At 45.9% G+C, this 26,712-nt stretch carries 23 protein-coding genes; 15 read left to right on the top strand and 8 right to left on the bottom strand.

Annotated features, from left to right (window positions below):
• Window positions 1-5: 5 nt before the first annotated feature.
• Window positions 6-956, top strand: coding sequence for a Kdo(2)-lipid IV(A) acyltransferase (locus R8N28_RS07605; RefSeq protein WP_033905948.1), 951 nt, complete (start codon window positions 6-8; stop codon window positions 954-956).
• Between the two features lie 84 nt (window positions 957-1,040).
• On the opposite strand, the gene pyrE is transcribed toward R8N28_RS07605, so the two are convergent.
• Window positions 1,041-1,682 (bottom strand): orotate phosphoribosyltransferase, encoded by a 642-nt coding sequence (gene pyrE, locus R8N28_RS07600; protein ID WP_026000307.1) that lies wholly within the window; start codon window positions 1,680-1,682, stop codon window positions 1,041-1,043.
• A 104-nt stretch (window positions 1,683-1,786) separates the two neighbouring features.
• Complete coding sequence (rph, locus tag R8N28_RS07595; protein ID WP_031780917.1) at window positions 1,787-2,503, bottom strand: ribonuclease PH; 717 nt, start codon at window positions 2,501-2,503, stop codon at window positions 1,787-1,789.
• A gap of 184 nt (window positions 2,504-2,687) precedes the next feature.
• On the opposite strand from rph, the gene R8N28_RS07590 reads away from it, so the two are divergent.
• Complete coding sequence (locus R8N28_RS07590; protein WP_005384776.1) at window positions 2,688-3,554, top strand: YicC/YloC family endoribonuclease; 867 nt, start codon at window positions 2,688-2,690, stop codon at window positions 3,552-3,554.
• A gap of 55 nt (window positions 3,555-3,609) precedes the next feature.
• On the opposite strand, the gene R8N28_RS07585 is transcribed toward R8N28_RS07590, so the two are convergent.
• The 6 genes from R8N28_RS07585 to R8N28_RS07560 all read right to left on the bottom strand — a co-directional run bounded on the left by R8N28_RS07585 (window position 3,610) and on the right by R8N28_RS07560 (window position 9,880).
• Entirely contained in the window at window positions 3,610-4,035 is a 426-nt protein-coding gene (locus R8N28_RS07585) for a phosphate-starvation-inducible protein PsiE (protein WP_025768316.1), read from the bottom strand.
• A 168-nt stretch (window positions 4,036-4,203) separates the two neighbouring features.
• Window positions 4,204-5,043: an ABC transporter ATP-binding protein gene (locus R8N28_RS07580; RefSeq protein WP_005379372.1), complete on the bottom strand. Its 840-nt coding sequence runs from the start codon at window positions 5,041-5,043 to the stop codon at window positions 4,204-4,206.
• Window positions 5,044-5,078: 35 nt separating this feature from the next.
• A complete protein-coding gene (locus R8N28_RS07575) occupies window positions 5,079-5,936 on the bottom strand; it encodes an ABC transporter ATP-binding protein (protein ID WP_005379371.1) in 858 nt (285 codons plus the stop codon).
• A gap of 9 nt (window positions 5,937-5,945) precedes the next feature.
• Window positions 5,946-7,772 carry an extracellular solute-binding protein gene (locus R8N28_RS07570; protein ID WP_017634997.1) on the bottom strand — a complete coding sequence of 609 codons (1,827 nt, stop codon included), beginning with the start codon at window positions 7,770-7,772 and terminating at the stop codon, window positions 5,946-5,948.
• Between the two features lie 37 nt (window positions 7,773-7,809).
• Window positions 7,810-8,853 (bottom strand): ABC transporter permease, encoded by a 1,044-nt coding sequence (locus tag R8N28_RS07565; RefSeq protein ID WP_005379369.1) that lies wholly within the window; start codon window positions 8,851-8,853, stop codon window positions 7,810-7,812.
• 1 nt (window position 8,854) lies between these two features.
• Complete coding sequence (locus R8N28_RS07560; RefSeq protein ID WP_005384771.1) at window positions 8,855-9,880, bottom strand: ABC transporter permease subunit; 1,026 nt, start codon at window positions 9,878-9,880, stop codon at window positions 8,855-8,857.
• 820 nt (window positions 9,881-10,700) lie between these two features.
• On the opposite strand from R8N28_RS07560, the gene R8N28_RS07555 reads away from it, so the two are divergent.
• From R8N28_RS07555 to R8N28_RS07495, 13 genes are all read left to right on the top strand, one after another.
• Entirely contained in the window at window positions 10,701-13,301 is a 2,601-nt protein-coding gene (locus R8N28_RS07555) for a TonB-dependent receptor plug domain-containing protein (protein WP_017634998.1), read from the top strand.
• 65 nt (window positions 13,302-13,366) lie between these two features.
• On the top strand, window positions 13,367-14,131 hold the full coding sequence (locus R8N28_RS07550; RefSeq protein WP_047103763.1) for a DUF3450 domain-containing protein: 765 nt from the start codon (window positions 13,367-13,369) through the stop codon (window positions 14,129-14,131).
• A gap of 3 nt (window positions 14,132-14,134) precedes the next feature.
• Window positions 14,135-15,496, top strand: a complete 1,362-nt coding sequence (locus R8N28_RS07545; protein ID WP_065275018.1) for a MotA/TolQ/ExbB proton channel family protein — start codon at window positions 14,135-14,137, stop codon at window positions 15,494-15,496.
• 9 nt (window positions 15,497-15,505) lie between these two features.
• Window positions 15,506-16,033 carry a MotA/TolQ/ExbB proton channel family protein gene (locus tag R8N28_RS07540; RefSeq protein ID WP_005379363.1) on the top strand — a complete coding sequence of 176 codons (528 nt, stop codon included), beginning with the start codon at window positions 15,506-15,508 and terminating at the stop codon, window positions 16,031-16,033.
• 25 nt (window positions 16,034-16,058) lie between these two features.
• Window positions 16,059-16,466, top strand: a complete 408-nt coding sequence (locus tag R8N28_RS07535; protein WP_005379359.1) for an ExbD/TolR family protein — start codon at window positions 16,059-16,061, stop codon at window positions 16,464-16,466.
• Between the two features lie 4 nt (window positions 16,467-16,470).
• The gene (locus tag R8N28_RS07530) at window positions 16,471-17,103 is read left to right on the top strand and encodes an energy transducer TonB (RefSeq protein WP_005379353.1); all 633 of its coding nucleotides are present in this window, start codon (window positions 16,471-16,473) and stop codon (window positions 17,101-17,103) included.
• A 9-nt stretch (window positions 17,104-17,112) separates the two neighbouring features.
• Window positions 17,113-18,336, top strand: coding sequence for a tetratricopeptide repeat protein (locus R8N28_RS07525; protein ID WP_206959420.1), 1,224 nt, complete (start codon window positions 17,113-17,115; stop codon window positions 18,334-18,336).
• 448 nt (window positions 18,337-18,784) lie between these two features.
• Entirely contained in the window at window positions 18,785-19,408 is a 624-nt protein-coding gene (gene gmk, locus R8N28_RS07520; protein ID WP_005379347.1) for a guanylate kinase, read from the top strand.
• Window positions 19,409-19,589: 181 nt separating this feature from the next.
• Window positions 19,590-19,862, top strand: coding sequence for a DNA-directed RNA polymerase subunit omega (rpoZ, locus tag R8N28_RS07515; RefSeq protein ID WP_005379346.1), 273 nt, complete (start codon window positions 19,590-19,592; stop codon window positions 19,860-19,862).
• Window positions 19,863-19,901: 39 nt separating this feature from the next.
• Window positions 19,902-22,022: a bifunctional GTP diphosphokinase/guanosine-3',5'-bis pyrophosphate 3'-pyrophosphohydrolase gene (spoT, locus tag R8N28_RS07510; RefSeq protein WP_005379340.1), complete on the top strand. Its 2,121-nt coding sequence runs from the start codon at window positions 19,902-19,904 to the stop codon at window positions 22,020-22,022.
• Between the two features lie 52 nt (window positions 22,023-22,074).
• Window positions 22,075-22,758, top strand: coding sequence for a tRNA (guanosine(18)-2'-O)-methyltransferase TrmH (gene trmH / locus R8N28_RS07505; protein WP_017820702.1), 684 nt, complete (start codon window positions 22,075-22,077; stop codon window positions 22,756-22,758).
• A gap of 253 nt (window positions 22,759-23,011) precedes the next feature.
• Entirely contained in the window at window positions 23,012-25,093 is a 2,082-nt protein-coding gene (gene recG, locus R8N28_RS07500) for an ATP-dependent DNA helicase RecG (RefSeq protein WP_262635395.1), read from the top strand.
• 227 nt (window positions 25,094-25,320) lie between these two features.
• On the top strand, window positions 25,321-26,709 hold the full coding sequence (locus R8N28_RS07495) for a uracil-xanthine permease family protein (RefSeq protein ID WP_025768313.1): 1,389 nt from the start codon (window positions 25,321-25,323) through the stop codon (window positions 26,707-26,709).
• Window positions 26,710-26,712: the final 3 nt, after the last annotated feature.

The following is a 26,712-nucleotide window of genomic DNA, read 5'->3' as shown; positions in this document are numbered from 1 at the left end:
AGACTATGAGTAAAGACAAATACACGCAGCCCGAGTTTTCTCTTTCACTTCTTCACCCTCGTAACTGGGGCGTATGGCTTGGTTTTGGTCTGTTGGCCATCCTCGTCAATATTCTTCCTTATCGGCTGCTGCTTTCATTAGGTCGTTCACTCGGTAAACTTGGCATGCGCTACGGTAAAAAGCGTGTCCACGTTGCTCAGCGTAACTTAGAATTGGCCTTTCCAGACAAAACACCTGAAGAGATTCAACATATTGTTGAAGAGAACTTCAAAAATACCGGTATGGCACTGATAGAAACCGGAATCACTTGGTTCTGGCCGACTTGGCGCTTTAAAAACCTGATCGTCGAGAAAGATCTCGGCGCACTGCGTGAAAAAGCCAAAGAAGGTAAAGGCGTCCTACTTTGTTGTGTCCACGCTCTTAATCTAGAGATCACTGCGCGTGCTTTCGCCGTGTTAGGCGTGGCCGGGTACGGCGCGTTTCGTCCGCATAATAATCCTGCTTATAACTTTATCCAGTATTGGGGACGGACACATAACGGCAATAAACTGATTGATCGTAAAGATGTAAAAAAGATGATTCGTGTATTACGCAGTGGTGAGCGTCTGTTCTATTTACCGGATCACGATTACGGTCGCAAAAAATCAGTATTTGTGCCCTTCTTTGCCGTAGACGATGCGTGTACAACAACAGGCACGAGCATTCTGGCGTATACCTCAAAATGTGCGATCATCCCAGGCTCAGGGTTTCGCAATGACGAAGGAAAATACGACATCATCGCCGATAAGTGCATTGAAGCCGATTATCCACAAAAAGACGAAGTCGCCGCTGCCGCTTATATGAACAAGTATGTGGAAGAAGTCATTCTACGCGCTCCAGAGCAATGGATGTGGCTCCATAAACGCTATAAAACCATGCAAGATGAGCATGTCGAGAAAGGCATTCGCTATAAGTAAGTGGTCAAGGCGATAAATCCAAAAACAAAAAAGGGCAGATGAATATCCATCTGCCCTTTTTACTTTTTCAGAAAAAGTAACGAATTAAATGCCGTATTCTGCGCGGTACGCTTTGACTGCTTCTAGATGCTCTTTGTCTGTGCCTTTCTCTTCAAGGAAAGTCACAAGGTCAGTCAGGCTAACGATCGAGATGATTGCACAACCAAAATCACGCTCCACTTCTTGGATCGCAGACAACTCACCTTTGCCTTTTTCTTGGCGGTCAATCGCAACCAACACACCAGCAAGGTCTGCGCCATTTGCTTGAATGATTTCCATCGATTCACGAATCGCAGTACCTGCTGTGATTACGTCATCTACTAGCATGATACGGCCTTCAAGCGCAGAGCCTACAAGGTTACCGCCTTCGCCGTGATCTTTCGCTTCTTTACGGTTGAAGCAGTAAGGCGTGTCGACGTCATGATGATCCGCCAGCGCGACTGCTGTTGTCGTCGCGATTGGAATCCCTTTGTACGCAGGGCCAAACAGCACATCAAACTCAATGCCTGAATCAGCGAGCGCGGCTGCGTAAAAACGACCAAGACGCGCTAGGTCACGGCCTGTATTGAAAAGACCAGCGTTAAAGAAGTACGGGCTTTTACGGCCAGATTTCAAAGTAAACTCACCAAACTTAAGAACTTCTTTCTCAAGTGCAAACTCAATAAATTCACGCTGGTATGCTTTCATTATTTTCTCTCTATGTCCTTGGTTTCTCGTGTCTCTTCTCGACAATCATTCATTTCTCTATTGTCGAGATAAAAAAATAGCCCCCATAATGGGAGCTATCTAAATCAATTGGCTAACGCCGCCTTCTGCGCTGCGACAATTTCTGTAATGCCGACTTTCGCCGACTCGAGCAATGCCATCAGCTGTTCGTGACTGAACGGTTCACCTTCTGCGGTGCCCTGAATTTCAATCATCTTGCCTTCTTCGGTCATTACCACGTTCATGTCTGTGTCTGCCGCTGAATCTTCAACGTATTCAAGATCACACAATACTTCGTCGCCTAGTAAGCCGACAGAAACTGCCGCTACGTGGCCTTTCATTGGATTCGCTTTTAGCTTGCCGCTATCCACTAGGTGTTGGAATGCATCGGCCATTGCAACACTTGCGCCGCTGATAGATGCAGTGCGAGTGCCGCCGTCTGCTTGGATAACGTCACAGTCAACGGTGATCATGAACTCACCCATGGCTTTTAGGTCGACAACAGCGCGTAGGCTTCGCGCGATAAGACGCTGAATTTCCATCGTACGGCCGCCTTGTTTGCCACTTGCCGCTTCACGACGAGTACGCGAATGTGTTGCTCGAGGTAGCATGCCGTATTCAGCTGTAACCCAGCCTTTACCTTGACCTTTTAGCCAACGTGGCACAGATTCTTCGACGGTCGCATTACACAACACTTTGGTGTTACCGAACTCAACTAGCACTGACCCTTCAGCGTAAGCTGTGTAGTTACGAGTAATTTTGATAGGGCGAACTTGATCCGCCTTGCGATCGTTTGGACGCATGGGCATCTACCTTAAATATGAGGAGAAGACGATTTGGTTGGGCGAAGATTATAACGGAATCGATTCCGGATTCATAGGTTACGCCGCTGGCACAACATAAACAATCCATACATCCCGCGCACCTATCGACGCAGCATGATACACTCTTGAAGTAATTTTCAAAAAATGAAGACAGGAAAATTCGATGATTTACAGTATGACAGCGTATGCACGCAAAGAAGTAAAAGGCGATTGGGGCTCTGCGGTATGGGAAATCCGCAGCGTGAACCAGCGTTATTTAGAAACATACTTCCGCATGCCAGAGCAATTTCGCGGGTTAGAGCCCGTTTTACGTGAGCGCTTTCGTAAGCGCTTAGCGCGAGGCAAAGTAGAATGTAATCTGCGTTTTGAAGCAAACCCTGCCGCAAAAGGTGAGCTTAGCATCAATGAAGCGCTTGCTAGCCAGGTAATTAAAGCCGCTGAACAAGTCATGCACATGACTGGTGAACTGAGCCGAATCAATCCATTTCAAGTCATGCAATGGCCGGGGGTAATGGAAACGCCAGAGCAAGACATGGATGCGGTAAATAAAGTGCTACTAGAAGCATTTGATGGCGCAATGGATGAATTTATTGAAGCGCGCGCTCGTGAAGGCGAGAACATGAAGGCGCTGATTGAGCAACGCCTAGAAGCGATCACATCAGAAGTTGTGAAGGTGCGCGCACGCATGCCAGAAATACTAGAGTGGCAACGTGAGCGTCTGTTCTCTAAATTTGAAGATGCGAAAGTAGAGCTAGACCCATCTCGCGTTGAGCAAGAGCTAATCCTTCTGGCACAGAAATCAGACGTAGCAGAAGAGCTAGACCGTCTTGATTCTCACGTAAAAGAAACCACAAACATTCTGAAAAAAGGTGGCGCAGTCGGTCGTCGTCTGGACTTCATGATGCAAGAGTTCAACCGTGAATCGAACACGCTAGCGTCGAAATCCATCAGCACCGACATCACCGCATCGGGCGTTGAACTGAAAGTTCTAATTGAACAGATGCGTGAGCAGATCCAAAACATTGAATGATCTAAAAGTCATCGAGTATTGAAACAAAAAAGCCCCGCTAATACGGGGTTTTCTTTTATTCGTCTTTTTCCAAGGTACTGTTATCAACGTAGGGCCAATAATGGTGCCCAATTCTGATCAGCAAAGTAGCCGCAGCCAAAATAAACGCAGCCAGAGATAACCACACAACCAAAACTGCATCCAGCTCTTTCATTCCGAGTGTGATGTAGCGGGCGATGGCCATCATCGCGATGTAGATAGGATAGCGTACCGGAATTTTACCGTTCATCACGAACTGCTGCACCATAGCGAGCACTTCCAGATAGATAAACATCAACAGAATATCCGTGAGTAAGACACGCTTCTCTACAAATACGTGCACAAACTCTTGCATCATGGCGTACAACGTCGCCAAGGTAATAGAGACTAATAACACCGCCTCCAAAATATGGAAGATTTTCAGGAAAGGTCGACTAAAGGATTTCGGTAAATTCGACGGCATGGTCCATTATCCAAACAAAGAAAATAGGCCTTGAGTTTAGCATGCAACGATCTTCAATCAATCAGAATAAACATCAGTGCAAATCGACTCCAAGTCCTGGCATTTGCTTATAAAAACGCTCCGCTTATTTGGCGGAGCGCTTTTGTGTTATAGGACCTGTGGCATCACTTACGCCACTTGCTGCTTTTTTTCAGCTACGCGCTTTTTCTTCCGATATTTAGGGTGAGTGATCGGAATCGCAGATAGGAGTTTTTTGGTGTATTCGTTTTGCGGGTTTGCATAAATTTCTTTAGCACTGCCTGCTTCTACCACTTTACCAAAATACATCACGGCAACTTTGTCAGAAACATGTTTCACCACCGAGAGATCGTGAGAGATAAATATGATCGCCAAGTTCATTTCTTGTTGCAGTTGTAGCAATAGGTTCAAGATTTGCGCCTGTACCGACACATCTAACGCAGATACCGATTCATCACAAATCAGCAGTTTAGGCTTCAATGCAATCGCGCGAGCGATACCGATACGCTGCCGTTGCCCGCCTGAAAATTCATGTGGATAACGGTTTACTGCCGTTTCTGGTAATCCCACTTTGATTAAAAGCTCTTTTACCCATTGTTTACGCTCTGTTGGCGTGCCAATTTTATGAATAACAAACGGTTCTTCCAGAATCATACCGATGGTATGACGCTGATTGAGTGACTCCATTGGGTCTTGAAAGACGATTTGCATGTCTTTACGCAGCGATCGCATCTCTTTCACAGACAATTTAGTGATGTCTTTACCTTCAAAGAAAATCTTACCTTCTGTTGGCTCGTATAACTTTAAGATCGTGCGACCAAGGGTGCTTTTACCACAACCTGACTCACCAACTAGCCCCAGTGTTTCACCTTCAGAAACAGACAGTGAAACCCCGTCTACCGCTTTGATGGTGTAGCCTTTCTTGAACAGCCCTTTACCAGAAACAAAGTGCTGCTTAAGATTTTCAATTCTTAATACTTCTTTTGCCATAACATCCTCTTTTATGACTGGTTCACTTTGCCCAGTTAACTGGCAAACATACTGGCATCAATAGGCTTGATATCGATCATCTGCTTCGGCTCATTATCTAAGCTCGGCATCAATCCCATTAAACGCTCTGTGTATGGGTGCTGCGGGTTATCAAACAACTCAAAAATTTCTGCTTTTTCGACAATACGTCCGCCATACATCACGGCAACATCATCACACACTTCTGCCACAACCCCGAGATCGTGAGTGATGAAGATCATCGCCATGCCCGTTTCTTCCTGAAGCTCGTTCATCAGTTCAAGGATAGACGCCTGAACCGTAACATCCAACGCTGTAGTCGGTTCATCACAAATCAGAATATCCGGCTTACAGGCCAATGCCATCGCGATCATGACACGCTGGCGCATACCACCAGATAGGTTATGGGGATACTCATTCAATCGCTTCTCTGGCATTGGAATTTTTACTTTTGCCAGCATTTCAATCGAGTACGCCTCCCGCTCCTTTTTGTCGAGCTCAGGTCGATGGAGCTCAAGCACTTCACATATTTGACGACCAATGGTGTGCACTGGGTTGAGCGCCGTCATCGGGTCTTGGAAGATGATCGAAATGCGATCGCCACGCATGGCGTACATCTCTTCCGCAGGCAAATCAACTAGGTTGGTGCCGCGATAATTCACTTCACCTTTGATAATGTTGCCATATGGCTTAGGTAATAGCCCCATGATCGACATTGAGGTTACGCTCTTACCACTACCTGACTCTCCTACCAGACCGAGTGTACGTCCGGCTCTCACATCAAAGTTCACACCATGCAGAACCTTCACTGGCCCATCATCGGTGGTAAATTCAACTTCGAGATCTTTAACACTTAGGATTACATCGTTTTCCATAACCAATCCTTACAGCTTATAAGTGTCATCTACGACAACAACAGGTTCAAAAGCTTTGCCTGACTTCATCGCTTGTTTCGTTTCTTTTTTGATATCACTATCAATCCAGTAAGTGCCATCGCCTATGATTGCACCACTGAACAGCGCCTCTGTCATGCGATTCATTGGCTTATCTGGAAACTTTAACCAGCGCCAGTGACCATAGCGGACATAAGGAACCATGTAGCCTGGGACGATAACGTGAGCATCAATGATGTCACGCTGAATCTCATGACCTAGCTGGATCTTTTTATCCATATCCATGCCAAAACGATACTCGATGATCTTTTCATCCAGTTCAGGCGTGCTGTAGTTTGTGAAAGAGTTAGTTTGCGGCTTGTTCGCATTGACTGAATGGAAGTACTCCCAATACGTTGGGATCTCAGACGTACCCATATCTAAGAAAGCCAAATCGTGCTTTTTCTCACGTACGTATTTGAACATGGATGAGCCATCAACTAACTTGAGCTCAATATCCAGCCCTGCTAGCTTGGCTTGCTCACGCAAAAATGCAATACGAGGAGTATGAACAGGTGTTCCGTAGGTCAGCTCGAAGCTTAAGCGCTCACCTTTATCATTAACACGAATACCATCAGAACCAATTTTGTTAAAGCCTGCGGCTTCGAATGCCTCGGCCGCTTTTGCGGGATCGAACTTCGGTGCCTTAGCATCTGGTAGGGTGTATTTACCATGACCATAACCGGTCGGGTTCGGTTTACGGGAGTAGTCGCCACGCATGACATTCTCTATCATGCCATCAAAGTCAATCGCGTAAGTAATGCCCTTGCGAATGTTTAAATCATCCAGCAAAGGCATCGCGGTGTTCATCCATACACCACCAGCCCCAACTGGGAATTGGTTGTAACCCCAGAACTTTTGAATGTATCCCTTTTGGTAAGGTTCCGTATTCGATTTATCATGCCATAAGCTTGGTAAAACAAGACCAAATGCGTCCAGCTTCCCTTTCTCAAAGTGCTTCATCGCGATATCACTGTCGCGAATCACTGTGATGCGGATTTTGTCGACATTATAACGATGTTGATAATACTTATTGCTGTAACCCCACCAGTCTTCACCGACATGTTTGAAGGTAACACTTTTACCTTTTTTAATGTCATCTAGGTAGTATGCACTGGTCGTTGGTTCACTTTTAAAATTGTAGTAGCGGACAAAGTTGTCATGTATACCGTCACCATTTTCATCTTTTGAAGGGTTAGCATAAAAATGTGCGGGACGTGGGCGCAGGGCCCCCATTCGTAACAGCAACTCTTCCGGATTAAACTCTTTCGCCGCCTTAACAGCAAACGTGTGAGTGTCGTACTTGATAACATCCGCAATCGTTTTGTTGTAGTAATCGTTGTACCAAGGCTCCAAGATGTCCTTGGAACGATAAAACTTCAGCATGAACACGAAATCGTCGGCAGTCACAGGTTTGCCGTCCGACCATTTGGCTTCAGGGTTGAGTTTGAAATAGACCGTTTTGTTGTCACCTGCTAACGCCCACTCGTTAGCAAGCTCAGGGATAAACTCTAAAGTATCTGGGTGGCGGACCACCAAGCCTGGTGTTTCATCTAAGATAAAAGAACGTAGCCCTGCATTAGCGTCTGGGCCAACACTACGTAACGTCTGCGGGAAACTGGACATAAAGGTGCGATAAGTCCCTCCACGTTTCGCTTCTGGCGAACCATATTGAGGCTCATCCCAGTTTGTTTGCCAGTTTAAGTCAGTCGGAAGCGTTGCTGACATTGCACCAAAACTCAGGGCGCTCAGCGTGGACGCTAAAAATAATTTCTTCATAAAACTTCCCTTTTTATGTTTTGCTCACAATGCTCGCTTAAACATAGCGTGTGAATTTTTTCGGGTCGAAAGCCGCTCGAATGGCTTCACCAATAAAGGTCACCATTACCAGAACCAGAACAATAGAAGTCACTACTGACGCAACAATCCATGGCGAATCTAAGTTTGACTTACCTTGTTGCAGTAGTTCACCCCAACTTGGCGTTGGTGGCATCAAGCCTAATCCTAGGTAATCGAGAGCAGTCAGTGCTGTGATGTTAGCTGCAATAGTGAAAGGCGCTAGGGTTACAATCATCACCATCGTATTTGGCAAGATGTGATTAAACAAGATACGTCCGGTCGATGCCCCTAAAGCACGAGCCGCCATTACATATTCTCGTGCCGCTTCTTTATAGGTCATGGTCCGCATGTACCATGTCATCCCCATCCAAGTGAAAAGCACGTTAATAGCGACAAAGAGAGCGAACGTCGGCTGAACGATTGAGACAAGAATCATAATGACGTACAAAAACGGGACCATTGACCAGATTTCGATAAGTCGCTGTACAAACAAGTCAAATTTACCGCCCCAAAAACCCATAGCACAACCGACTGCAGTACCGATCGCGTAGGAAATGGCCATCGTAAGCAACGCAAATCCCATCGCCGTTCTGAATCCGTAGACGAGTCGCGCCAAAATATCGCGACCTATCACATCTGTACCTAAATAATGCTTATTTTCGGCACTAGGCGCTGTTGGCGGGAAATCACCACTAAAATCTTGTTCGTATGGGTTCCACGGCACAAGCGGCAAAATAACAAAGTTGTCGCCCCCTTCAGCCTCAAACGCTTTTTGCAGTACACGATAATCGGCTTCACTGGATGACTCTTGGCCGAATTCGCTACCTAAACGTACGTCACTGACAACAGGAAAATAGTAGCTACCATCGTACTTGACGACTAGCGCTTTACTGTTGATCAAAAGTTCGGCGAATAGAGAAAGGATCAACATGATAGAAAGAGCAACAAACGACCAATAGCCTCGTTTGATCTCTTTAAAGTGACGAATTTTCTTTTGAGTTAATGGACTAACTTTAATCATGTTACGCTCCAAACTTCACACGTGGGTCGACTAAAGCAACACAAATATCTGAAATGATGTTACCAATGAGCAGTAACAACGCATTAATGGCGACAATACCCATAACAACAGGGTAATCACGCTCCATGATTGATTCGTAACCCAATAAGCCAATGCCATCAATATTGAAGATAACTTCAATCAGGAAGGCACCGGTCATGAAGAACAACAAAGAGTTACCAAAGTGACTCGCGATCGGAATTAAGCTGTTACGCAACGCGTGCTTACGAACTGCTTTTTTGAAAGGTAATCCTTTCGCAATTGCGGTGCGGATGTAATCTGAGGAAAGGTTTTCCATCAGGTTATTTTTCATTGTCATCGTCAGCGTGGCAAAATCACCAATGAGGTAACAGATCAAAGGCAACACCGCATGCCACATAATGTCTTTAGCGCGTTCAAAGAAGGTTTCGTAATCGTCGAAGTCATCGCCGACAAAGCCTCCCATCGGAAACCATTCCAAGTGATAACTAAATAACGTGATCAGCAATACACCCACCACATAACCTGGTAGCGCGTAGCCTACGAAAATGAGTACTGAAGAGGCGGAATCAAACACAGAACCGTGCTTGAGCGCCTTATAGTAACCAAGAGGAATCGAGATAAAATAACTAATAAAGAAGGTCATGCCGCCATAAAACAACGACACTGGCAAACGCTCTGCGATCATATCCGAGACAGGCTCGTAGTAACGCGTCGACTCGCCAAGATCTAGCATTACCAAACGACTTAACCACTCGACGTACGCTTCCGTTACAGGTTTATCCAGGCCATAAAACGCATTCAGCTCCGCGATTTGATCGTCAGAAAGGGCCGTATTACCACCCGCAGACGTCATTGATGCGGCGCCATCTCCCTGAGACTGCATTTGTGACAACATGCGTTCAACAGGTCCGCCAGGCACGAAACGAGTGATAGCAAAGATGAGAATAGTTATCCCGAGAAACGTTGGGATAACCAACGCCAAACGGCGTAAAAAGTACGACAGCATATACAACTTGCTCCTTGTCTACTGTCCAGTTCAAACGGAGTGAAAGAGGATATTTTCCGCCCAAAATGGTGCATATTTATCTCGTAGTAACTAAAACTGTTGAAGCACACTCCCTGCGCCTCAAGAGCTAGACTTTTCTACTACTGCAATAATTTCAGCGTCATATTTATCTTGAATCCACATCAGCTTCAAGTGTTTGAAACCAAAACATGACAAACTTCCTTCGATGTCGAAAAACAGAAATGTTTTTGTAAAAAATTATAAAAAACCACAAAAATAATTCATACAGAATATCAATCTAGGCTGTTTAGAGCCAAAACCCTACATAAAAATGCACCCTACACACATAAATAGACACATAATCCAAGGTTATATTTGACCTAAAAATACGAGTGAGCCCTTTAACCGCAATGGGTATCATATTTTGATACCAACTAATAAGTTCGAGCTAACAAAGTATGGATTCGATATAAAACTCATCTCAGAACAATTCACTGGAAAAATATCTTTTTCCAGATTCAATTACCCACTAAAAAACCATAGGCAAGATAAGTCATTAAAGTTTATAAGAAACACAAAATACGGTGTTTTATTGAAATTTAATCTCGATTCATAAACCTTATTCGGTTTTTTATTCCGCCTTTTAAATAAAGCCTGGTTATTTACATCTTTTTTACATTTAAGCATCCCCGTTTACCACTGGTTTGACTTCCTTTTTTCATCTCGGTTATACATTGGCCGAACGTTAACGAAATATTAACGTCACATTTGGCCGCTATGCGGCCAGACATAGGAAATAATAATAATCGGAGCAACAAGGATGTATAAAAACACAACCGCTTTATCTGTTGCGATAAGCCTTGCTTTGGGGACAGCAGCAGTTGCAGCCCCAGCAACAGCACTGGCAGAAGAGCAGCAAGTTGAAAAACTTCAAAAGATGAAAGTTACTGGTTCGCGTATCTCCACGACGGATATGGAAGGTCCTTCACCAGTTACTGTTATTAATAGTAAAGACATTGAGTCTAAAGGCTTTAACAGCGCGCAAGACGTATTGAACAGTTTGACCCAAAACACAGGTGGTGTAATGGCTCAAACAGACTCTTTCTCGTTTACACCAGCAGCGCAGTCAGTCAACTTACGTGGCCTTGGCGCGTCACGCACATTGATTCTTATTGATGGCCGTCGTCTTCCTCAATACCCGCTAGCACAAGATGGTACATCTAACTTCCAAGATATCGGCCAAATCCCTGTCGCCGCTATTGAGCGTGTTGAAGTAATGACCGACTCAGGTTCTGCTATCTACGGCTCCGACGCAATCGGTGGTGTCGTAAACTTCATTTTAAAGAAAGACTTTGATGGCGTTTCTGTAAAAGTACGCGCGGGTGACGCGACGGATGGTGGTTACCAAAATGGTCGTTTAGACGTTGTAGCTGGCAAAAACTTTGACGACAAACGTATTCTCTTCGTTGGCCAATTTGCGGGCAACGAAATGCTAAAGCAATCTGACCGAGATGATTGGGCTGGCGATGACGGTTCTAGCCGTTCTCAGCTAAGTGGCTACTCTAGCTACGGTGCAAACTTTGAAGGCGCCAACGGAACACTTCTAACACCAGCTGATGCTGGTTCTTCATGTAAAGAAGTCGTTGGTGATGCCGCGATTGAACGAGCGGATGGAAAGTGTGGTGTTAACCGCTCTGCATACCGAACATTAAAACCAGAAAACAAACAAGTAGACCTACTTTTACGTGGTGAAATGGACATTAACGACAATGTCACTGCCATGGCAGAAGCCCGTTTTGGCTACAAGTCTACAGAATCTGAATTCGAACCTAACCCTTACAGCGTTGAAGTTGATGCCACTCACTTCCGCGGCGAAGGCGAATACACTCGCCGTATGGTCGAATTTGGACCACGCGAAAGTAACACTGAAGCCGATTCTTTTGGCTTAACCTTAGGCTTGAACGGCCTGCTTGCTGATACGTATGATTGGGACCTATCCGCTGGTTACTCTGAGCAAAGCGTTGAAACAAGCAACCCAGCAATCTTTCTAACTCTCGACCAAGCTGTACAAAATGGTGATGTCGATCTTCTAGGGCCTATCTCACAAGACGTTGTAGACAAATACAGCGGCACTTCAAGCAAAGAAGCTTACTCAAAGCTTTACTCTGTTAACGGCTCACTGGCTGGTGATTTGGTTGAACTTCCTGCAGGTATGTCTGGCTTTGCTGTTTATGGTGAATGGAACCGTACTGACTACAATGAGACGATTGATGCTACAACAGCAGCTGGTGGTTTCTCTGGTCTAGGTGGAACATCAGGCGGCGGTGACCGTGATCAGATTGGTCTTGGTGTTGAAGCTCTTATTCCTATCATTGAAGATTTAGAAATGACTGTCGCTGGTCGTTACGACCACTACTTCGACGACTCGGCAACTGGTGGCGCATTCACTCCTAAAGTAGCCCTAGCATACCGTCCTACTGACACCCTATTGCTACGTGGTAGCTACGGTCTAGGCTTCCGAGCTCCAGACTTGAAGCGACTATTTGGTGATCAAACTCGAGGCTTTGGTTCTGGTTTTGACCCTGTGCTTTGTGCCAACGCTGGTGGTAGCGGCCCACAAGATAAAGACAAGTACCCAGAGTGTGATACTCAGTACTTCGATACGCTTAATGGACCTAACTCAGAGCTGAAAGAAGAAACAAGTACAAACATTAACTTGGGTCTAGCGTGGGAGCCTGTGGATGATCTTGGTGTAACCGTTGACTGGTACCACATCAAGATGGAAGACGTCGTAACAGCACCAACTTACCAAGACGTAATTAACGATCCAGGTAAATACCCAGGTACTGAAGTCGTTCGTAACCCAGATGGCACCATCAAGTCGGTATCCTATGGTCCAGTGAACCAGTCGTATGAAGAGCGTTCTGGTATTGACCTAGCGATCAAATACGCATACGACACTAATGAGTTCGGCTCATTTAACACGCGTGTTGCTGTAACGAAGATCTTGATTGCTGAATATCAAGAAAACGACAGCGAGCCTGTAACGGATGAAAGAGATTTCATGCCTGAATACACCGCAACGTTAAATCTTGGCTGGGCATATGAAGATGTCGCTATCAACCTATTTGGTAAATACCGCGACCGTATGTGTTCAAGCTACGCAAACCGTTACTACTTTGATGACTGTGATTCTGCTAAAAAAGCGGGTTACAAAGCAGAAATCGCTAGTATGACAACGTGGAACCTAACGGCTTCTTACCAATTCAACGAGAGTGGTCGTGTAACTCTTGGTGCTATCAACATGTTTGACAAAGTACCGCCTGCAGATCCTCTAAGCGATACCTCTCCATTCTATGCAACTGGGTATGACGATCCAATCGGACGTCAACTATACGTCGAGGCATCATACGACTTCTAAAAAATATTTGGCGCGGGTTTTCCGCGCCCTTTTCGACTGACTAAAACACTGACAAGGATGCAACCATGAAATTCAAGGAATTTGGTCTCAGTGCCATAGCTGCAGCATTGCTTACTATCAGTAGTAGCTCTATAGCGGCCAACTCTGGTGCTGTCGTTTCCACACAAGCAAAAGCAAATCAATCTTCAGAAGCTTCGCAACAAAAAATCGACAATTATGCCGAAAGTACTGAAGGCATGTTGGCAGAATACAAAGGCTTACTACGTCAAATCGACAGCATGAAAGTCTACAACGAGCAAATTAACCGTATGGTTCAATCACAGCAAAGTGAATTGGACTCATTAAATAACCAAATTGCTCAGATCGATCAAACGGCAACAGAAGTAGTGCCACTAACACTTAAAATGATCGATGCACTCGATGAGTTTGTGACTCTCGATCTGCCTTTCCAGAAAAAAGAACGTAATAAACGTGTCCAAGAACTGCGTCGTCTCATGGATCGCGCCGACGTAACGACTTCTGAGAAATTCCGTAAAGTGATGGAAGCCTACCAAATTGAAGAAGGCTTCTCTCGCTCAATTGAATCTTACAAAGCTAGCCTAGATAGAAATGGGGAAACCGTGACTTACGATTTCCTACGTATTGGTCGCACGGCGCTTTTATTCCAATCTCCAGACGGTGGTGAGACAGGTATGTGGAACCAACAAACACGTCAATGGGAAACATTACCGGAAAGCTACCGCATAGCGGTACAGCAAGGCCTTCGTATCGCGAAGAAGCAAGCGCCACCAGCGCTAATCAAATTGCCTGTATATGCTGGGGAGGAATAAGAGATGAAAGGATTCAAAACTCTAGCCGCTGGCCTACTAGCGAGCTTATTTATGGTTTCTGGCGTACAAGCAGAAGCGCCTAAAAACTTATCTGAACTACTTAAAAACGTAAAATCAGAAAGCATCGTTGAGTCGAAAGAGAACAAAGCCCGTGAAGCTGAGTTCAAGAACAATCGCGATAAGCAAGCGGCATTATTGCAACAAGCTCGCGAAGAGTTAGCTGCGCAGCAAGCACTGGGCGATCAACTTAAAGCAACATTTGATGAAAACGATAAGCAGCTGACTGAACTAACAGAAACCCTACGTGTTCGCTCTGGTACTTTGGGCGAAATGTTTGGTGTGGTCCGCCAGTATGCGGGAGAGTTTAAGGGCTTATTTGCAGCCTCTCAAAACGCTGTTCAGTTCCCGGAGCGTGACGCTCTACTAACGAAACTGGCTGAAAGTAAAGAACTGCCGTCAACACAAGAGCTAGAAGCTTTCTGGCATACCATTCTCCAACAAGTAGTTGCTTCTGGCGAAACTGCAACAACCCAAGCAACGGTTGTTTATGGCGAAGGTAAAGAAGCGGTTCGCGATGTTACTCTTGTCGGTGAATTTAACGCGATTGCCGATGGTAAGTACGTTACTTATGTACCTCAAACAGGTAAGTTCGAAGAACTCTCTCGACAGCCTCGCACCAATATTACACGTCATGTTGCGGGCTTTGAGTCAGCGTCAAACAGCTATGAGCCACTGTTTATTGACCCATCCCGTGGTGTAATTCTGTCTCTACTTGTACAAAGCCCTACCGTTCAAGAACGTATTGATCAAGGTGGCATTGTAGGTTACGTCATCCTTGGTATGGGTGCAGTTGGCGCTATCATTGCTCTAGTTTGCTTCCTACGCCTTCAAGTGATTGGCGGTAAAATGCGTAAGCAAGCGAAATCAGAAACCGTGATTCCTGGTAACCCATTGGGTGAAGTTATCCAGGCTTACCAAGAACACAAAGGTGACAACCTTGAAGATCTTGAAGCGAAACTGGACGAAATCATCCTACGTAACGCACCGAGCATTGAACGCTTTATCAGCTCAATCAAACTGTTCGCTTCTGTAGCACCACTTCTAGGTCTACTGGGTACGGTTATGGGTATGATCGGTACGTTCCAAGCAATCACACTATTTGGTACAGGTGATCCTAAGCTAATGGCTGGCGGTATCTCTGAAGCACTTGTTACTACGATGCTTGGTCTGGTTGTCGCAATTCCTCTACTGTTCTTGTACACCATCGTACACAGTAAAGGTCGTCGTTTGGTTCAAACTCTTGAAGAACAGAGTGCAGGCTTCATCGCTCGCTATCAGGAAAAACTACATAAAGCCGAAAGCTAAGGAGGCGTTATGTGGTGGTTAGTTGGAGAACTTGAATCAATTAGGCGCTTCTTGGGAATGGGTGGCGATGTACTCGTCGCCATCTTCATCCTCAGCTTTATGCTTTGGGCAGTATTGTTAGAACGTTGGTTCTATTTTGCTGCCGTCGCTCCAAAAGCCATGAAAAAAGCCGTTGGCTCATGGCAGGGGCGATCAGAGCACCAGAGCTGGAACGCTAAGATGATCCGACAAGAAATTGTTTCTCGTCAGGACATTGAGAATAAAAAGGGCCTGCCAATCGTGAAAGTATTGATTGCGCTTTGTCCCTTACTGGGTTTGCTCGGCACCGTTGTTGGCATGATCCAAGTATTCGACATCTTAGCGGTAACAGGAACAGGAAGCCCTCGAGCAATGGCCTCGGGGATCTCAAAGGCAACAATCCCAACTTTAGCCGGGATGGTGGCTTCTCTATCAGGACTGTTCTTTAGTTCACGTCTTGATCATTTAGCCAAAGTCACAACGCAAAAGCTGGAAGATAAGCTAAAGCATATTGCCTGAGTAAATGGAATTAGAGGTATAGGTCATGAAAAGACGCTATAGCAGTGATAGCAGTGATGAAACCGCTATCGATATGACACCGATGCTCGACATCGTATTCATCATGTTGATCTTCTTTATCGTAACAACATCGTTCGTAAAAGAAGCTGGTCTAGAAGTAAACCGCCCGACAGCAAGCTCTGCGCAAACCGTGAAAAAAGGTAACATCATGGTCGCAGTTGGTGCGGCGGGTGATGTTTGGGTTGATAAACGCCGCATCGAAGTGGACGCGGTTCGCGCGAATATTGAACGTCTTCGTGCAGAAAGCCCTGATGGCGCAGTTGTTATCCAAGCCGACACAGAAGCAAATGCTGGCGTAGTCGTGAAGGTTATGGACCAGATCAAAATGGCAGGTGTAGAAAGCATCTCCATTGCCGCAACCAATAAGGATTAAGCTTATGCGGTATCTGGCCTCAATTGCACTGGCGCTCATTGTCTCCCTCGGGTTGTTCTGGGGGATGGACAAGCTAGTAAACAAAGAGCGCCACGAGTTAGTGTCGAATGATGACCTGCGTATGGTCGAGTTTATTCGCATTAAACCAGACGAAAAAATACAGGAGAAAAAACGCGAACTTCCAAAGCCACCACCGCCTAAGCGTCCGCCGCCGCCGCCAGAAATGAAAGTGACAGCGACAGTAAAACCGGTGATGGAGCAGACCCCAATGGATATGCCAAAGCTTGACCTACCCGTAAATGTTACAGGTGGTTCGGTGCTTGGACATTATAGCCAGGGTGGAGGTGCGCAACTCGCGGGTAGCGGAGGTCCAACACCTCTAGCGACATTCCAACCTCAAATGCCTAGGAAAGCTGCGAAAGCAGGAATAGAAAAAGGGGTCGTCTTATTAGAGTTTACTGTCAACGCACGTGGTGCCGTAGAGGACATCAAAGTTCTTAAAGAGCAACCACGACGCTTAGGCCTCGGTCGAGCGGCAAGAAAAACAGTCTCTAAATGGACATTTAAACCAAAATTGGTTGACGGGAAACCTGTTAGCTCGCGCCTATCGCAAGAAATAGAGTTCTCAACCAATTAAGGAGTCACGATGAAAAGTTTATGGAAAAGCAAAGTGGCTTCTTTAATTCTCTTCGTAGGAGTGGCAATGGCCGCTCCTACGATGGCAAAAGAAGCTCCTCAGTTATCAGATCGGACATTTCGAACCGTTAACAAAGTGCAAGAGTTGATCGCAACTGAAAAATATTCAGCAGCGAAAGAAAAACTAGCAAGCGCTTTAGAAAGCACAAGTTCGAAAAAATACGACCGAGCAGTTTTACTTCAGCAGACTGGCTTTTTGTATTCGCTACAAGACAATTATGTGCAAGCAGCAAAATACTTTGCCGAAGCATTACAGCTCGACGCACTTCCCGTTCCTGTTGCTCAACAAGTTCGCTACAGCTTGGCTCAGCTTTACCTAGCTGAAGAAAAGTATACGTTATCTGTAAAAACGATGAAGGAATGGTTCAAGGTTGCAGAAACAACCAAAGAGAAGCCTCAAGCTCATGCTTATATCACGTTAGCGAGCGCCTATGTTCAGTTGGAAGATTACAGAAATGCAATCCCGCCAACCAAAAAAGCCATCGCGATGAGCAAGAGCCCAAGTGAGTCTTGGTACTTAATTCTCGTTGCATCTCACTACGAGTTAGGCCAGCTGAAAAGCGTTGCCAGTGTACTCAAAACTCTGACTTCAAAGTACCCTCAGAAAAAGCGTTACTGGATGCAACTTTCTGGTGTCTACATGGAGCTAGGTCAAGAGCGAAACTCTCTAGCCACCCTAGAAATGGTTTACAAAATGGGGAAACTAGAAGGAGAGAAGGAATATTTACGCTTTGTAAACTTCTTGGCTTATCAAGGTATTCCATATAAAGCAGCCAAAACTCTTGAAAAGGAAATGGCAGCTGGAAACATTGAAAAGACGAAGGAAAACTATGACCGCCTAGCCAGTTTCTGGCAGCAAGCTAAAGAGCTAGATAAATCAATTCTCGCTTATAAAAAGTCATATAACCTCGCTCCTTCTGCTAACACGCAAATTCAGATTGCTCGCTTAATGATACAAGACAAGCAGTATTCTGAAGCAACTCGTTTTGTAGAAAGCGCGGCATCCAGTGCCTCTAAAGAGCAAAAGGCAGAACTTGAATACATTCGCGGGATGGCCTATTTCGAGCTTAAGCAACCACAAAAGGCCTTGCAGGCGATGAAAGGCGCTGCTCAATCGCCAAAATTCAGGTCAACCGTTAGCCCTTGGATAAATTTCCTAGAGTCTCAAGGATAATTCGAAGATTAAGTGTGAGTCAGTCGCACGCCTGGGGAAGTGAAAGCTTCCCCTTTTTTCCGTTTTATCTTTATTAACCCCTATTTTTAACCAGAGTCACTCACGCAAGCCAAATCGGGACTCTAAACCTAAAATCAGCACACTAAACGGTTGTAGAAATGGTTTTAATAACAGAGTGCGCGGATGGTAAGTCCTGTACCACGCTCCTTCTTCGCTGTTTAGGAACACTCTGGCGTAAGTAACTATTTCATCTGGGACGATCACAGACAGAAAGATCAACTGGTAACAAAATAGAGATCATGATACTCTTCGCCTCCATTTTTCTGGCGGGATTATCACCAATATCCACCCCTTTGGTGGTTGATTTCTCAATGCCAGTGCTATCGTTATAAGAATGTCGAACTTTCCTTCGGCACTCAATCAATCCAATCAAAAGTGGAACAGTACAATGGGCAAAGGTACTCTCTATATCGTATCTGCACCTAGCGGCGCAGGTAAATCTAGCTTGATCTCAGCGATGTTGGAACGCAACCCAACCTACGCAATGAAAGTGTCTGTGTCTCACACCACGCGCAACATGCGACCTGGTGAAGAAAATGGTGTCCACTACCATTTTGTAGCGAAAGATGAGTTTGAAGCCCTGATCGCTAAAGGTGACTTCCTAGAATACGCAGAAGTGTTTGGTAATTATTACGGCACATCTCGTGTATGGATTGAAGAAACACTAAATAAAGGTATCGACGTTTTTCTAGATATCGACTGGCAAGGCGCACGCCAAATCCGTGAACAAATGCCAGAAGCCAAAAGCATCTTCATCCTGCCACCATCAAACGGTGAGTTAGAGCGTCGCTTGAACACTCGTGGTCAAGATAGCGATGAAGTGATCGCAAAGCGTATGGCTGAAGCCAAGTCGGAAATCTCTCATTACAACGAGTACGACTACGTGATCGTAAACGACGATTTTGATACCGCTTTGATGGATTTTAAAGCTATCTTGCGTGCTGAAAGATTGAAGGAAGAAAAGCAAGCTGCTAAATATAAAGGTATGCTTGACGCGTTGTTAGCAGAGTAACTTCAAAAAAGTCACGCTGTAAAACATAAAGAATTTCCCGTTTTTTGCCCAGTGCGAAAAACACAATAAACTACCTGAGAAAGTCCACAAACGGTGGCTTGTCTAATTGCTAGTAAATAAAGTAGTTAGGTTGTATACTTTCTCGTCATTCTAAAATTTTAGTTAACTATTTGGAGTCCTCATGGCACGCGTAACTGTTCAAGACGCTGTTGAAAAAGTTGGCAACCGTTTCGACCTAGTACTGATTGCGGCTCGCCGCGCTCGTCAAATGCAAACTGGCGGTAAAGATGCACTAGTGCCAGAAGAGAACGATAAGCCAACGGTTATCGCTCTACGCGAAATCGAAGAAGGTTTAATTACTAAAGAAGTTCTAGACGCTCGTGAACGTCAAGAACAGCAAGAGCAAGAAGCGGCAGAGCTAGCGGCAGTAAGCAGCATCGCTCACAACCGTTAATTCTGACTTTAGAATTCAACAACCTCCCGGGCCTATAATTTGTATCTATTCGATAGCCTCAAAGACGTTGCCCAAGAATACCTAACAGAGCCTCAGATTGAGGCTCTGCGTCAATCTTATGTGGTAGCGAGAGATGCCCATGAAGGGCAAACCCGCTCTAGCGGTGAACCATACATCATCCACCCTGTCGCTGTGGCTCGTATCTTGGCCGAAATGCGCCTTGATATCGAAACCCTCCAAGCTGCTTTGCTGCATGACGTCATTGAAGACTGTGATGTAACTAAAGAAGATCTCGAAGAGAAATTCGGCAACACTGTCGCAGAATTGGTTGATGGTGTATCTAAACTGGACAAACTCAAATTCCGCGATAGGAAAGAGGCTCAGGCTGAGAACTTTCGTAAGATGGTTCTGGCCATGGTGCAAGATATCCGCGTCATTCTGATCAAACTGGCTGACCGCACGCACAACATGCGTACGCTTGGCGCGCTTCGACCAGATAAAAAGCGTCGTATTGCTCGTGAAACGTTAGAAATTTACGCGCCCCTCGCTCATCGTCTTGGTATTCACAATATCAAAACCGAACTCGAAGAGTTGGGCTTTGAGGCGCTATATCCCAACCGCTACCGCGTACTGAAAGAAGTGGTTAAAGCCGCACGTGGTAATCGTAAAGAGATGATCCAACGCATTCACAGCGAAATAGAAGGCCGTCTGCAAGATTTTGGCTTGAATGCTCGCGTCGTTGGTCGTGAGAAAAACCTGTTCTCTATCTACAACAAGATGAAAACCAAAGAACAGCGCTTTCACACCATCATGGATATCTATGCGTTCCGAGTCGTTGTTGATACCGCTGATACTTGTTATCGCGTTTTAGGCCAAGTACACAGCTTGTATAAGCCACGTCCTGGTCGCATGAAAGATTACATCGCGGTACCAAAGGCGAACGGCTATCAATCGCTACACACTTCCATGGTTGGCCCACACGGCGTACCTGTTGAAGTTCAGATCCGTACTGAAGATATGGATCAAATGGCGGACAAAGGTGTCGCGGCACACTGGTCTTACAAAGACAAAGGCGACAAGTCTGGTACCACTGCGCAAGTGAAAGCTCAGCGTTGGATGCAAAGCCTGTTAGAGCTACAACAAAGCGCGGGTAACTCATTCGAATTCATTGAAAACGTAAAATCCGATCTTTTCCCAGATGAGATTTACGTCTTCACACCAAAAGGTCGTATCGTTGAACTACCTTTAGGCGCAACGGCTGTCGACTTTGCCTATGCCGTACATACCGATGTAGGCAACTCTTGTGTTGGTGCTCGTGTTGATCGTAACCCTTACCCATTGAGTAAGGCATTGAAAAACGGTCAGACAGTGGAAATTATCAGTGCCCCTGGTGCGCGTCCGAATGCGGCATGGCTGAACTATGTCGTGACTTCTCGTGCCCGCACTAAGATTCGACAAGTACTGAAAACGATGCGTCGTGAAGAGTCGATTACTTTAGGTCGTCGCCTACTTAATCACGCACTTGGCCGTCACTCGATTGATTCAATTTATCCAGAAAATATCCAAGAAGTCTTGAATGATCTTCGCCTAGAAAGCATCGATGATTTATTGGCTGCTATTGGATTGGGTGAGTTGATGAGCATTGTGATCGCACGTCGTCTCCTTGGTGACACCGAAGAGCTCACGACAACAAGTTCAATCCCAACGGACTCGAAGAAGAAGCTTCCGATTCGTGGCGCAGAAGGCTTATTGCTGACGTTTGCAAATTGTTGTCATCCTATCCCAGATGATCACATTATTGCTCACGTATCGCCTGGTCGTGGTTTGGTTGTTCACCGAGAAACATGTCCGAACGTTCGTGGTTATCAGAAAGAGCCAGACCGTTATATGGCTGTCGCTTGGTCTGAAGACTACGATAAAGAGTTCATTGCTGAACTTAAAGTCGACATGCTTAACAACCAAGGTGCTCTTGCAGAACTGACCAACGTGATCTCGAAAACAGGATCAAACATTCATGGCCTTTCAACGGAAGAACGTGATGGTCGTCTATACACTGTGACTGTGCTGTTGACGACGAAAGATCGTGTCCACCTTGCTGGTATCATGCGTAAGATTAAGGCAATGCCTCAAGCAACCCGAGTCAGACGCAGAAAGAACTAACCTCTATCGCCACCTACTCTGTTAGGTGGCGATTTTTTATACCTCAATAAATATGAACCTAGAACGTTACAACCGTATTCACCAAGTCCTAAAAACTCGCCAAACTGATCTGACACTTTGTCTCGAAGAAGTACATAAGCCAAACAACGTCTCTGCTGTGATCCGCACCGCTGACGCGACAGGCTTACACAAAGTTCACGCAATTTGGCCAGACAAAATGCGTACGCTGAGCCATACCTCAGCTGGCGCGCGTAACTGGGTTGAAGTGGATACTCACGATTCGATTGAAACTGCGATTACCGAACTCAAAGCGCAAGGTATGCAGGTTTTGGTGACCAATCTTTCGGACACCGCCGTCGATTTTCGCGAAATCGACTACACCAAACCAACGGCAATCATTTTAGGCAGCGAAAAGGTTGGCGCTTCGGAGCAAGCCAAACAGCTTGCCGATCAAGACATTATTATCCCGATGGTGGGCATGGTGCAGTCACTAAACGTATCGGTTGCCAGTGCCGTAATTTTGTATGAAGCGCAACGTCAACGTGAAGCCGCAGGCATGTACGACCGAGAAGAAAGCGCTCTGCCTAAAGAGACAATCAACCGTATTCTCTTTGAACGTGGTCACCCAGTGCTGGCAAAGGTCGCGAAACGAAAAGGGCTCGTTTACCCACCACTCGATGAAGAAGGTCAAATCATCGCCGATGACGCGTGGTGGCAAGAGATGCAAAGCAAGTAACAGACTTTCGTCATCCTGAACGGCGGCGAAGGAGCGTGGTTCAGGATCTAATTCTCAAATATACAGATGCTGATAGTGTTAACTTCAGCGACATACTTGTTGGAAATAGAATCGTGATGTCGCTAAAGCTCCTCGGAATGATAGGTTATCAGTCAAATCATGACACTAACTAAAGCATGACTATTTTTTCCTGTACAAAAACACAGCTCCATGGTTAACATACTGCTATGTTAACCATTTTCTTGAGCCCTCTATGCCCGCCCAAATGTTATCTGCCGTCCCATTAACCTCCCTTTCTGGAGTTGGCGCGAAAGTCGCAGAAAAACTCGCCAAAGTTGGCTTACATAGCGTTCAAGATTTGCTGTTTCACCTTCCGTTACGCTACGAAGATCGTACTCGTATTTACCCTATTGCCAAACTGCATGCTGGCCTTTGGGCGGCCGTGCAAGGTAAGGTCATGGCAGTCGACACCATCTTCGGTAAGCGCAAAATGCTAACGGTAAAAATCAGCGACGGTAATGGCACTATCACGCTGCGCTTTTTCAACTTTACCGCAGCCATGAAGAACAATTTCACGCAAGGTAAGTTAGTACATGCTTACGGTGAAATTAAGCGCGGTGGCATGGGTTTGGAAATTGTTCATCCTGACTACAAGTTTTACGTTAGCGAGCAAAAGCCCGATGTAGAACAGAGCTTAACCCCTGTTTATCCCACCACCGATGGTTTACGTCAAATCACATTGCGCAACCTTACCGAACAAGCTTTAGCCCTGCTTGATAAAACCGCAGTGCGGGAATTACTTCCAGCTGGGTTGTATGATCATCAAATCACGATGTCGCAAGCGCTGCACACCATTCATCGCCCACCACCAACCATTAATTTAGATGAGTTTGACGAAGGCAAACATCCTGCCCAAATCCGCTTGATCATGGAAGAATTGCTCGCACAAAACTTATCGATGCTGGCGGTGCGTAGCAAAGGTCAGAAGGATTCAGCGCTACCTCTCGGTCCTTGTCATAAACTAAAAACGCAGCTTTTAGCCCAACTGCCTTTCTCTCCTACAAACGCTCAAACCCGAGTAGTACAAGAGATTGAAGCCGATCTAGAAAAACCGCACCCAATGATGCGATTAGTGCAAGGCGATGTTGGTTCGGGGAAAACATTGGTTGCCGCTTTGGCCGCTGTTAGAGCCATTGAGCATGGCCATCAGGTGGCACTCATGGCGCCAACCGAACTATTGGCCGAGCAACACGCTATCAACTTCGCAAACTGGTTTGAAACAATGGGCATTCAAGTCGGTTGGTTAGCGGGCAAACTCAAAGGTAAGGCAAAGGAAGCCGAGCTGGCTCGTATTGCCAGTGGTGAAGCGCAAATGGTAGTGGGTACTCACGCGCTATTCCAAGAGCACGTTGAATTTCATCACCTTGCTTTGGTCATCATTGATGAACAGCACCGCTTCGGTGTCCATCAGCGATTAGAATTGCGTGAAAAAGGCGCAAAACAAGGCGCCTATCCACATCAGCTCATCATGACAGCAACGCCGATTCCGCGAACGTTAGCCATGACTGCTTATGCTGACTTAGAAACGTCGGTGATTGATGAGTTACCGCCAGGTCGAACACCAATCCAGACTGTCGCGATTCCAGATACCAAACGCAATGATATCGTCGAACGTGTCCGAAATGCCTGCTTAAACGAAGGCAAGCAGGCATATTGGGTGTGTACCCTGATTGATGAGTCGGAAGTATTAGAAGCGCAAGCCGCGGCAGATACCGCAGAAGAGCTTCAACGTAAGCTACCGGACGTAAAAATTGGTCTAGTACACGGACGAATGAAGCCGGCAGAGAAACAAGCGGTGATGCAAGATTTCAAAGACAATAAACTGCATTTGCTGGTCGCAACGACAGTGATTGAAGTTGGTGTGGATGTGCCAAACTCTAGCTTGATGATCATAGAAAACCCTGAACGTCTTGGTTTGGCACAATTACACCAGTTAAGAGGTCGCGTGGGCCGAGGTTCCGTTGCTAGCCATTGTGTGCTGCTGTACCACTCTCCGCTGTCAAAAACCGCGCAAAAACGTCTCGGAGTACTACGTGAAAGTAACGATGGCTTCGTCATTGCGCAGAAAGACCTAGAAATTCGCGGCCCTGGAGAACTATTGGGTACAAAGCAGACAGGTCTTGCTGATTTCAAAATCGCAGACTTAGTTCGAGATCAACGCCTGATTCCCGAAGTTCAGCGTATTGCGCGTCATATTCATGACAATTACCCGACTAACGCAACAGCGATTATCGATCGCTGGTTGGGTGAGCGGGATATTTACTCCAAAGCGTAATGATTGAAAGCGAGCCAAATGGCTCGTTTTTTAATACGCCAAAAGCAAACGTTTGCTTTTTGAGAAAATCTCTCTATAATCGCGCACAAATTTTTAAGTGTGTTAGATCACACTCCACCAACCTGAGTTGACTCTGATTAACAGCAATCACAGGTAACGACGTCAACTCCACCCTGCTCTCCCATTCAGCGAGAACTAGGGAAATATTGCGACTAGCGAGACAAACAATGACAACTTCAAACCGATCTTCGGAACTGGTCTATCAACTCAACGATCGACCACCTTTGCCTCAAACCATTTTTGCCGCACTTCAGCACTTATTGGCGATGTTCGTCGCGGTTATCACTCCGTCACTGATCATCTGTCAGTCTTTGGGTGTACCAGCAGACCAAACGAATACCATCATCAGCATGTCTTTGTTTGCGTCAGGCGTGTCTTCGTTTATTCAAATTCGCACCGTTGGCCCAATTGGCTCTGGTTTGCTCTCTGTTCAAGGCACCAGCTTTAACTTTTTAGGTCCTATTATTGGTGCAGGCCTATCGCTGAAAGCCGGTGGAGCAGACATCAGTACCATGATGGCTGCCATTTTTGGTACGATTTTAGTCGCATCATTTGCAGAAATTTTTCTATCTCGCGTGTTGGAGCATGCCCGCCGAATCATCACTCCGCTTGTTTCAGGCATCGTCGTCACTCTTATCGGTCTCACACTGATTCAAGTCGGCTTAGTATCAATGGGCGGTGGCTACGCAGCATTAAATGAAGGAACCTTCGGCAGCTTAGACAAACTTGCTCTGGCTGGGACGGTACTTGGATTAATTGTGATTTTAAACCGCTCGAAAAACCCATACATCCGTGTGGCTTCAATCGTGATTGCGATGCTAGTGGGCTACATCATGGCGTATTTTATGGGGATGGTAGATACTTCTCAGCTAGGCGCAACCGAGATCGTAGCACTGCCCGTACCAATGCAATATGGCTTATCGTTTGACTGGTCTCTGTTCATTCCGCTGGTACTGATTTTCTTTATTACCGCACTAGAAGCCATCGGTGATATTACCGCAACATCTGAAGTGTCTGGTGAGCCAGTAAAAGGCCCAGTGTACATGAAACGCATTAAGGGCGGTGTGTTAGCAGACGGCTTAAACTCTGCAATCGCAGCCGTTTTCAACAGCTTCCCGAACTCAACGTTTAGCCAGAATAACGGCATCATCATGCTAACAGGAGTCGCGAGCCGCTACGTGGGTTACTTTATTTCTGGCATGTTAGTGATTCTTGGCTTGTTTCCTGGCGTCGCTAGCTTTGTTCAGCTGATTCCTGAGCCAGTACTTGGCGGCGCAACGATTGTCATGTTTGGTACGATTGCTGCCGCTGGTGTGCGTATTATCTCTCGTGTTGAGCTCGATCGCCGCGCAATTCTGATCATGGCCTTATCCTTCTCAATGGGACTTGGTATCGCACAAAAACCAGAGATCCTGCAATTTATGCCAGAATTTATTAAGAGTATTTTCTCAACTGGTGTTGCAGCAGGTGGCATCACAGCGATCATTTTAAATCTACTTCTGCCAGAGAAACTGGAAGACGAAGATGAACTTCCTCAGGAAGCGAAAGAGTCTTAAGAT

It is taken from the genome of Vibrio sp. Vb1554, from assembly GCF_033344235.1.
Note: the sequence above shows the minus strand (reverse complement) of the source record. Positions and strands in the feature narration are given on the sequence as shown.

What these genes read in the sequence shown, in the direction of transcription:
- R8N28_RS07495 (WP_025768313.1), top strand. Translation starts at nt 25,321, where the DNA reads ATGACAACTTCAAACCGATCTTCGGAACTGGTCTATCAACTCAACGAT.
- R8N28_RS07545 (WP_065275018.1), top strand. Translation starts at nt 14,135, where the DNA reads ATGAAAGGATTCAAAACTCTAGCCGCTGGCCTACTAGCGAGCTTATTT.
- R8N28_RS07555 (WP_017634998.1), top strand. Translation starts at nt 10,701, where the DNA reads ATGTATAAAAACACAACCGCTTTATCTGTTGCGATAAGCCTTGCTTTG.
- rph (WP_031780917.1), bottom strand. Translation starts at nt 2,503, where the DNA reads ATGCGTCCAAACGATCGCAAGGCGGATCAAGTTCGCCCTATCAAAATT.
- R8N28_RS07525 (WP_206959420.1), top strand. Translation starts at nt 17,113, where the DNA reads ATGAAAAGTTTATGGAAAAGCAAAGTGGCTTCTTTAATTCTCTTCGTA.
- R8N28_RS07535 (WP_005379359.1), top strand. Translation starts at nt 16,059, where the DNA reads ATGAAAAGACGCTATAGCAGTGATAGCAGTGATGAAACCGCTATCGAT.
- R8N28_RS07550 (WP_047103763.1), top strand. Translation starts at nt 13,367, where the DNA reads ATGAAATTCAAGGAATTTGGTCTCAGTGCCATAGCTGCAGCATTGCTT.
- R8N28_RS07590 (WP_005384776.1), top strand. Translation starts at nt 2,688, where the DNA reads ATGATTTACAGTATGACAGCGTATGCACGCAAAGAAGTAAAAGGCGAT.
- R8N28_RS07580 (WP_005379372.1), bottom strand. Translation starts at nt 5,043, where the DNA reads ATGGCAAAAGAAGTATTAAGAATTGAAAATCTTAAGCAGCACTTTGTT.
- pyrE (WP_026000307.1), bottom strand. Translation starts at nt 1,682, where the DNA reads ATGAAAGCATACCAGCGTGAATTTATTGAGTTTGCACTTGAGAAAGAA.
- R8N28_RS07585 (WP_025768316.1), bottom strand. Translation starts at nt 4,035, where the DNA reads ATGCCGTCGAATTTACCGAAATCCTTTAGTCGACCTTTCCTGAAAATC.
- R8N28_RS07540 (WP_005379363.1), top strand. Translation starts at nt 15,506, where the DNA reads ATGTGGTGGTTAGTTGGAGAACTTGAATCAATTAGGCGCTTCTTGGGA.
- R8N28_RS07530 (WP_005379353.1), top strand. Translation starts at nt 16,471, where the DNA reads ATGCGGTATCTGGCCTCAATTGCACTGGCGCTCATTGTCTCCCTCGGG.
- recG (WP_262635395.1), top strand. Translation starts at nt 23,012, where the DNA reads ATGCCCGCCCAAATGTTATCTGCCGTCCCATTAACCTCCCTTTCTGGA.
- trmH (WP_017820702.1), top strand. Translation starts at nt 22,075, where the DNA reads ATGAACCTAGAACGTTACAACCGTATTCACCAAGTCCTAAAAACTCGC.
- R8N28_RS07565 (WP_005379369.1), bottom strand. Translation starts at nt 8,853, where the DNA reads ATGATTAAAGTTAGTCCATTAACTCAAAAGAAAATTCGTCACTTTAAA.
- R8N28_RS07560 (WP_005384771.1), bottom strand. Translation starts at nt 9,880, where the DNA reads ATGCTGTCGTACTTTTTACGCCGTTTGGCGTTGGTTATCCCAACGTTT.
- rpoZ (WP_005379346.1), top strand. Translation starts at nt 19,590, where the DNA reads ATGGCACGCGTAACTGTTCAAGACGCTGTTGAAAAAGTTGGCAACCGT.
- gmk (WP_005379347.1), top strand. Translation starts at nt 18,785, where the DNA reads ATGGGCAAAGGTACTCTCTATATCGTATCTGCACCTAGCGGCGCAGGT.
- R8N28_RS07605 (WP_033905948.1), top strand. Translation starts at nt 6, where the DNA reads ATGAGTAAAGACAAATACACGCAGCCCGAGTTTTCTCTTTCACTTCTT.
- R8N28_RS07575 (WP_005379371.1), bottom strand. Translation starts at nt 5,936, where the DNA reads ATGGAAAACGATGTAATCCTAAGTGTTAAAGATCTCGAAGTTGAATTT.
- R8N28_RS07570 (WP_017634997.1), bottom strand. Translation starts at nt 7,772, where the DNA reads ATGAAGAAATTATTTTTAGCGTCCACGCTGAGCGCCCTGAGTTTTGGT.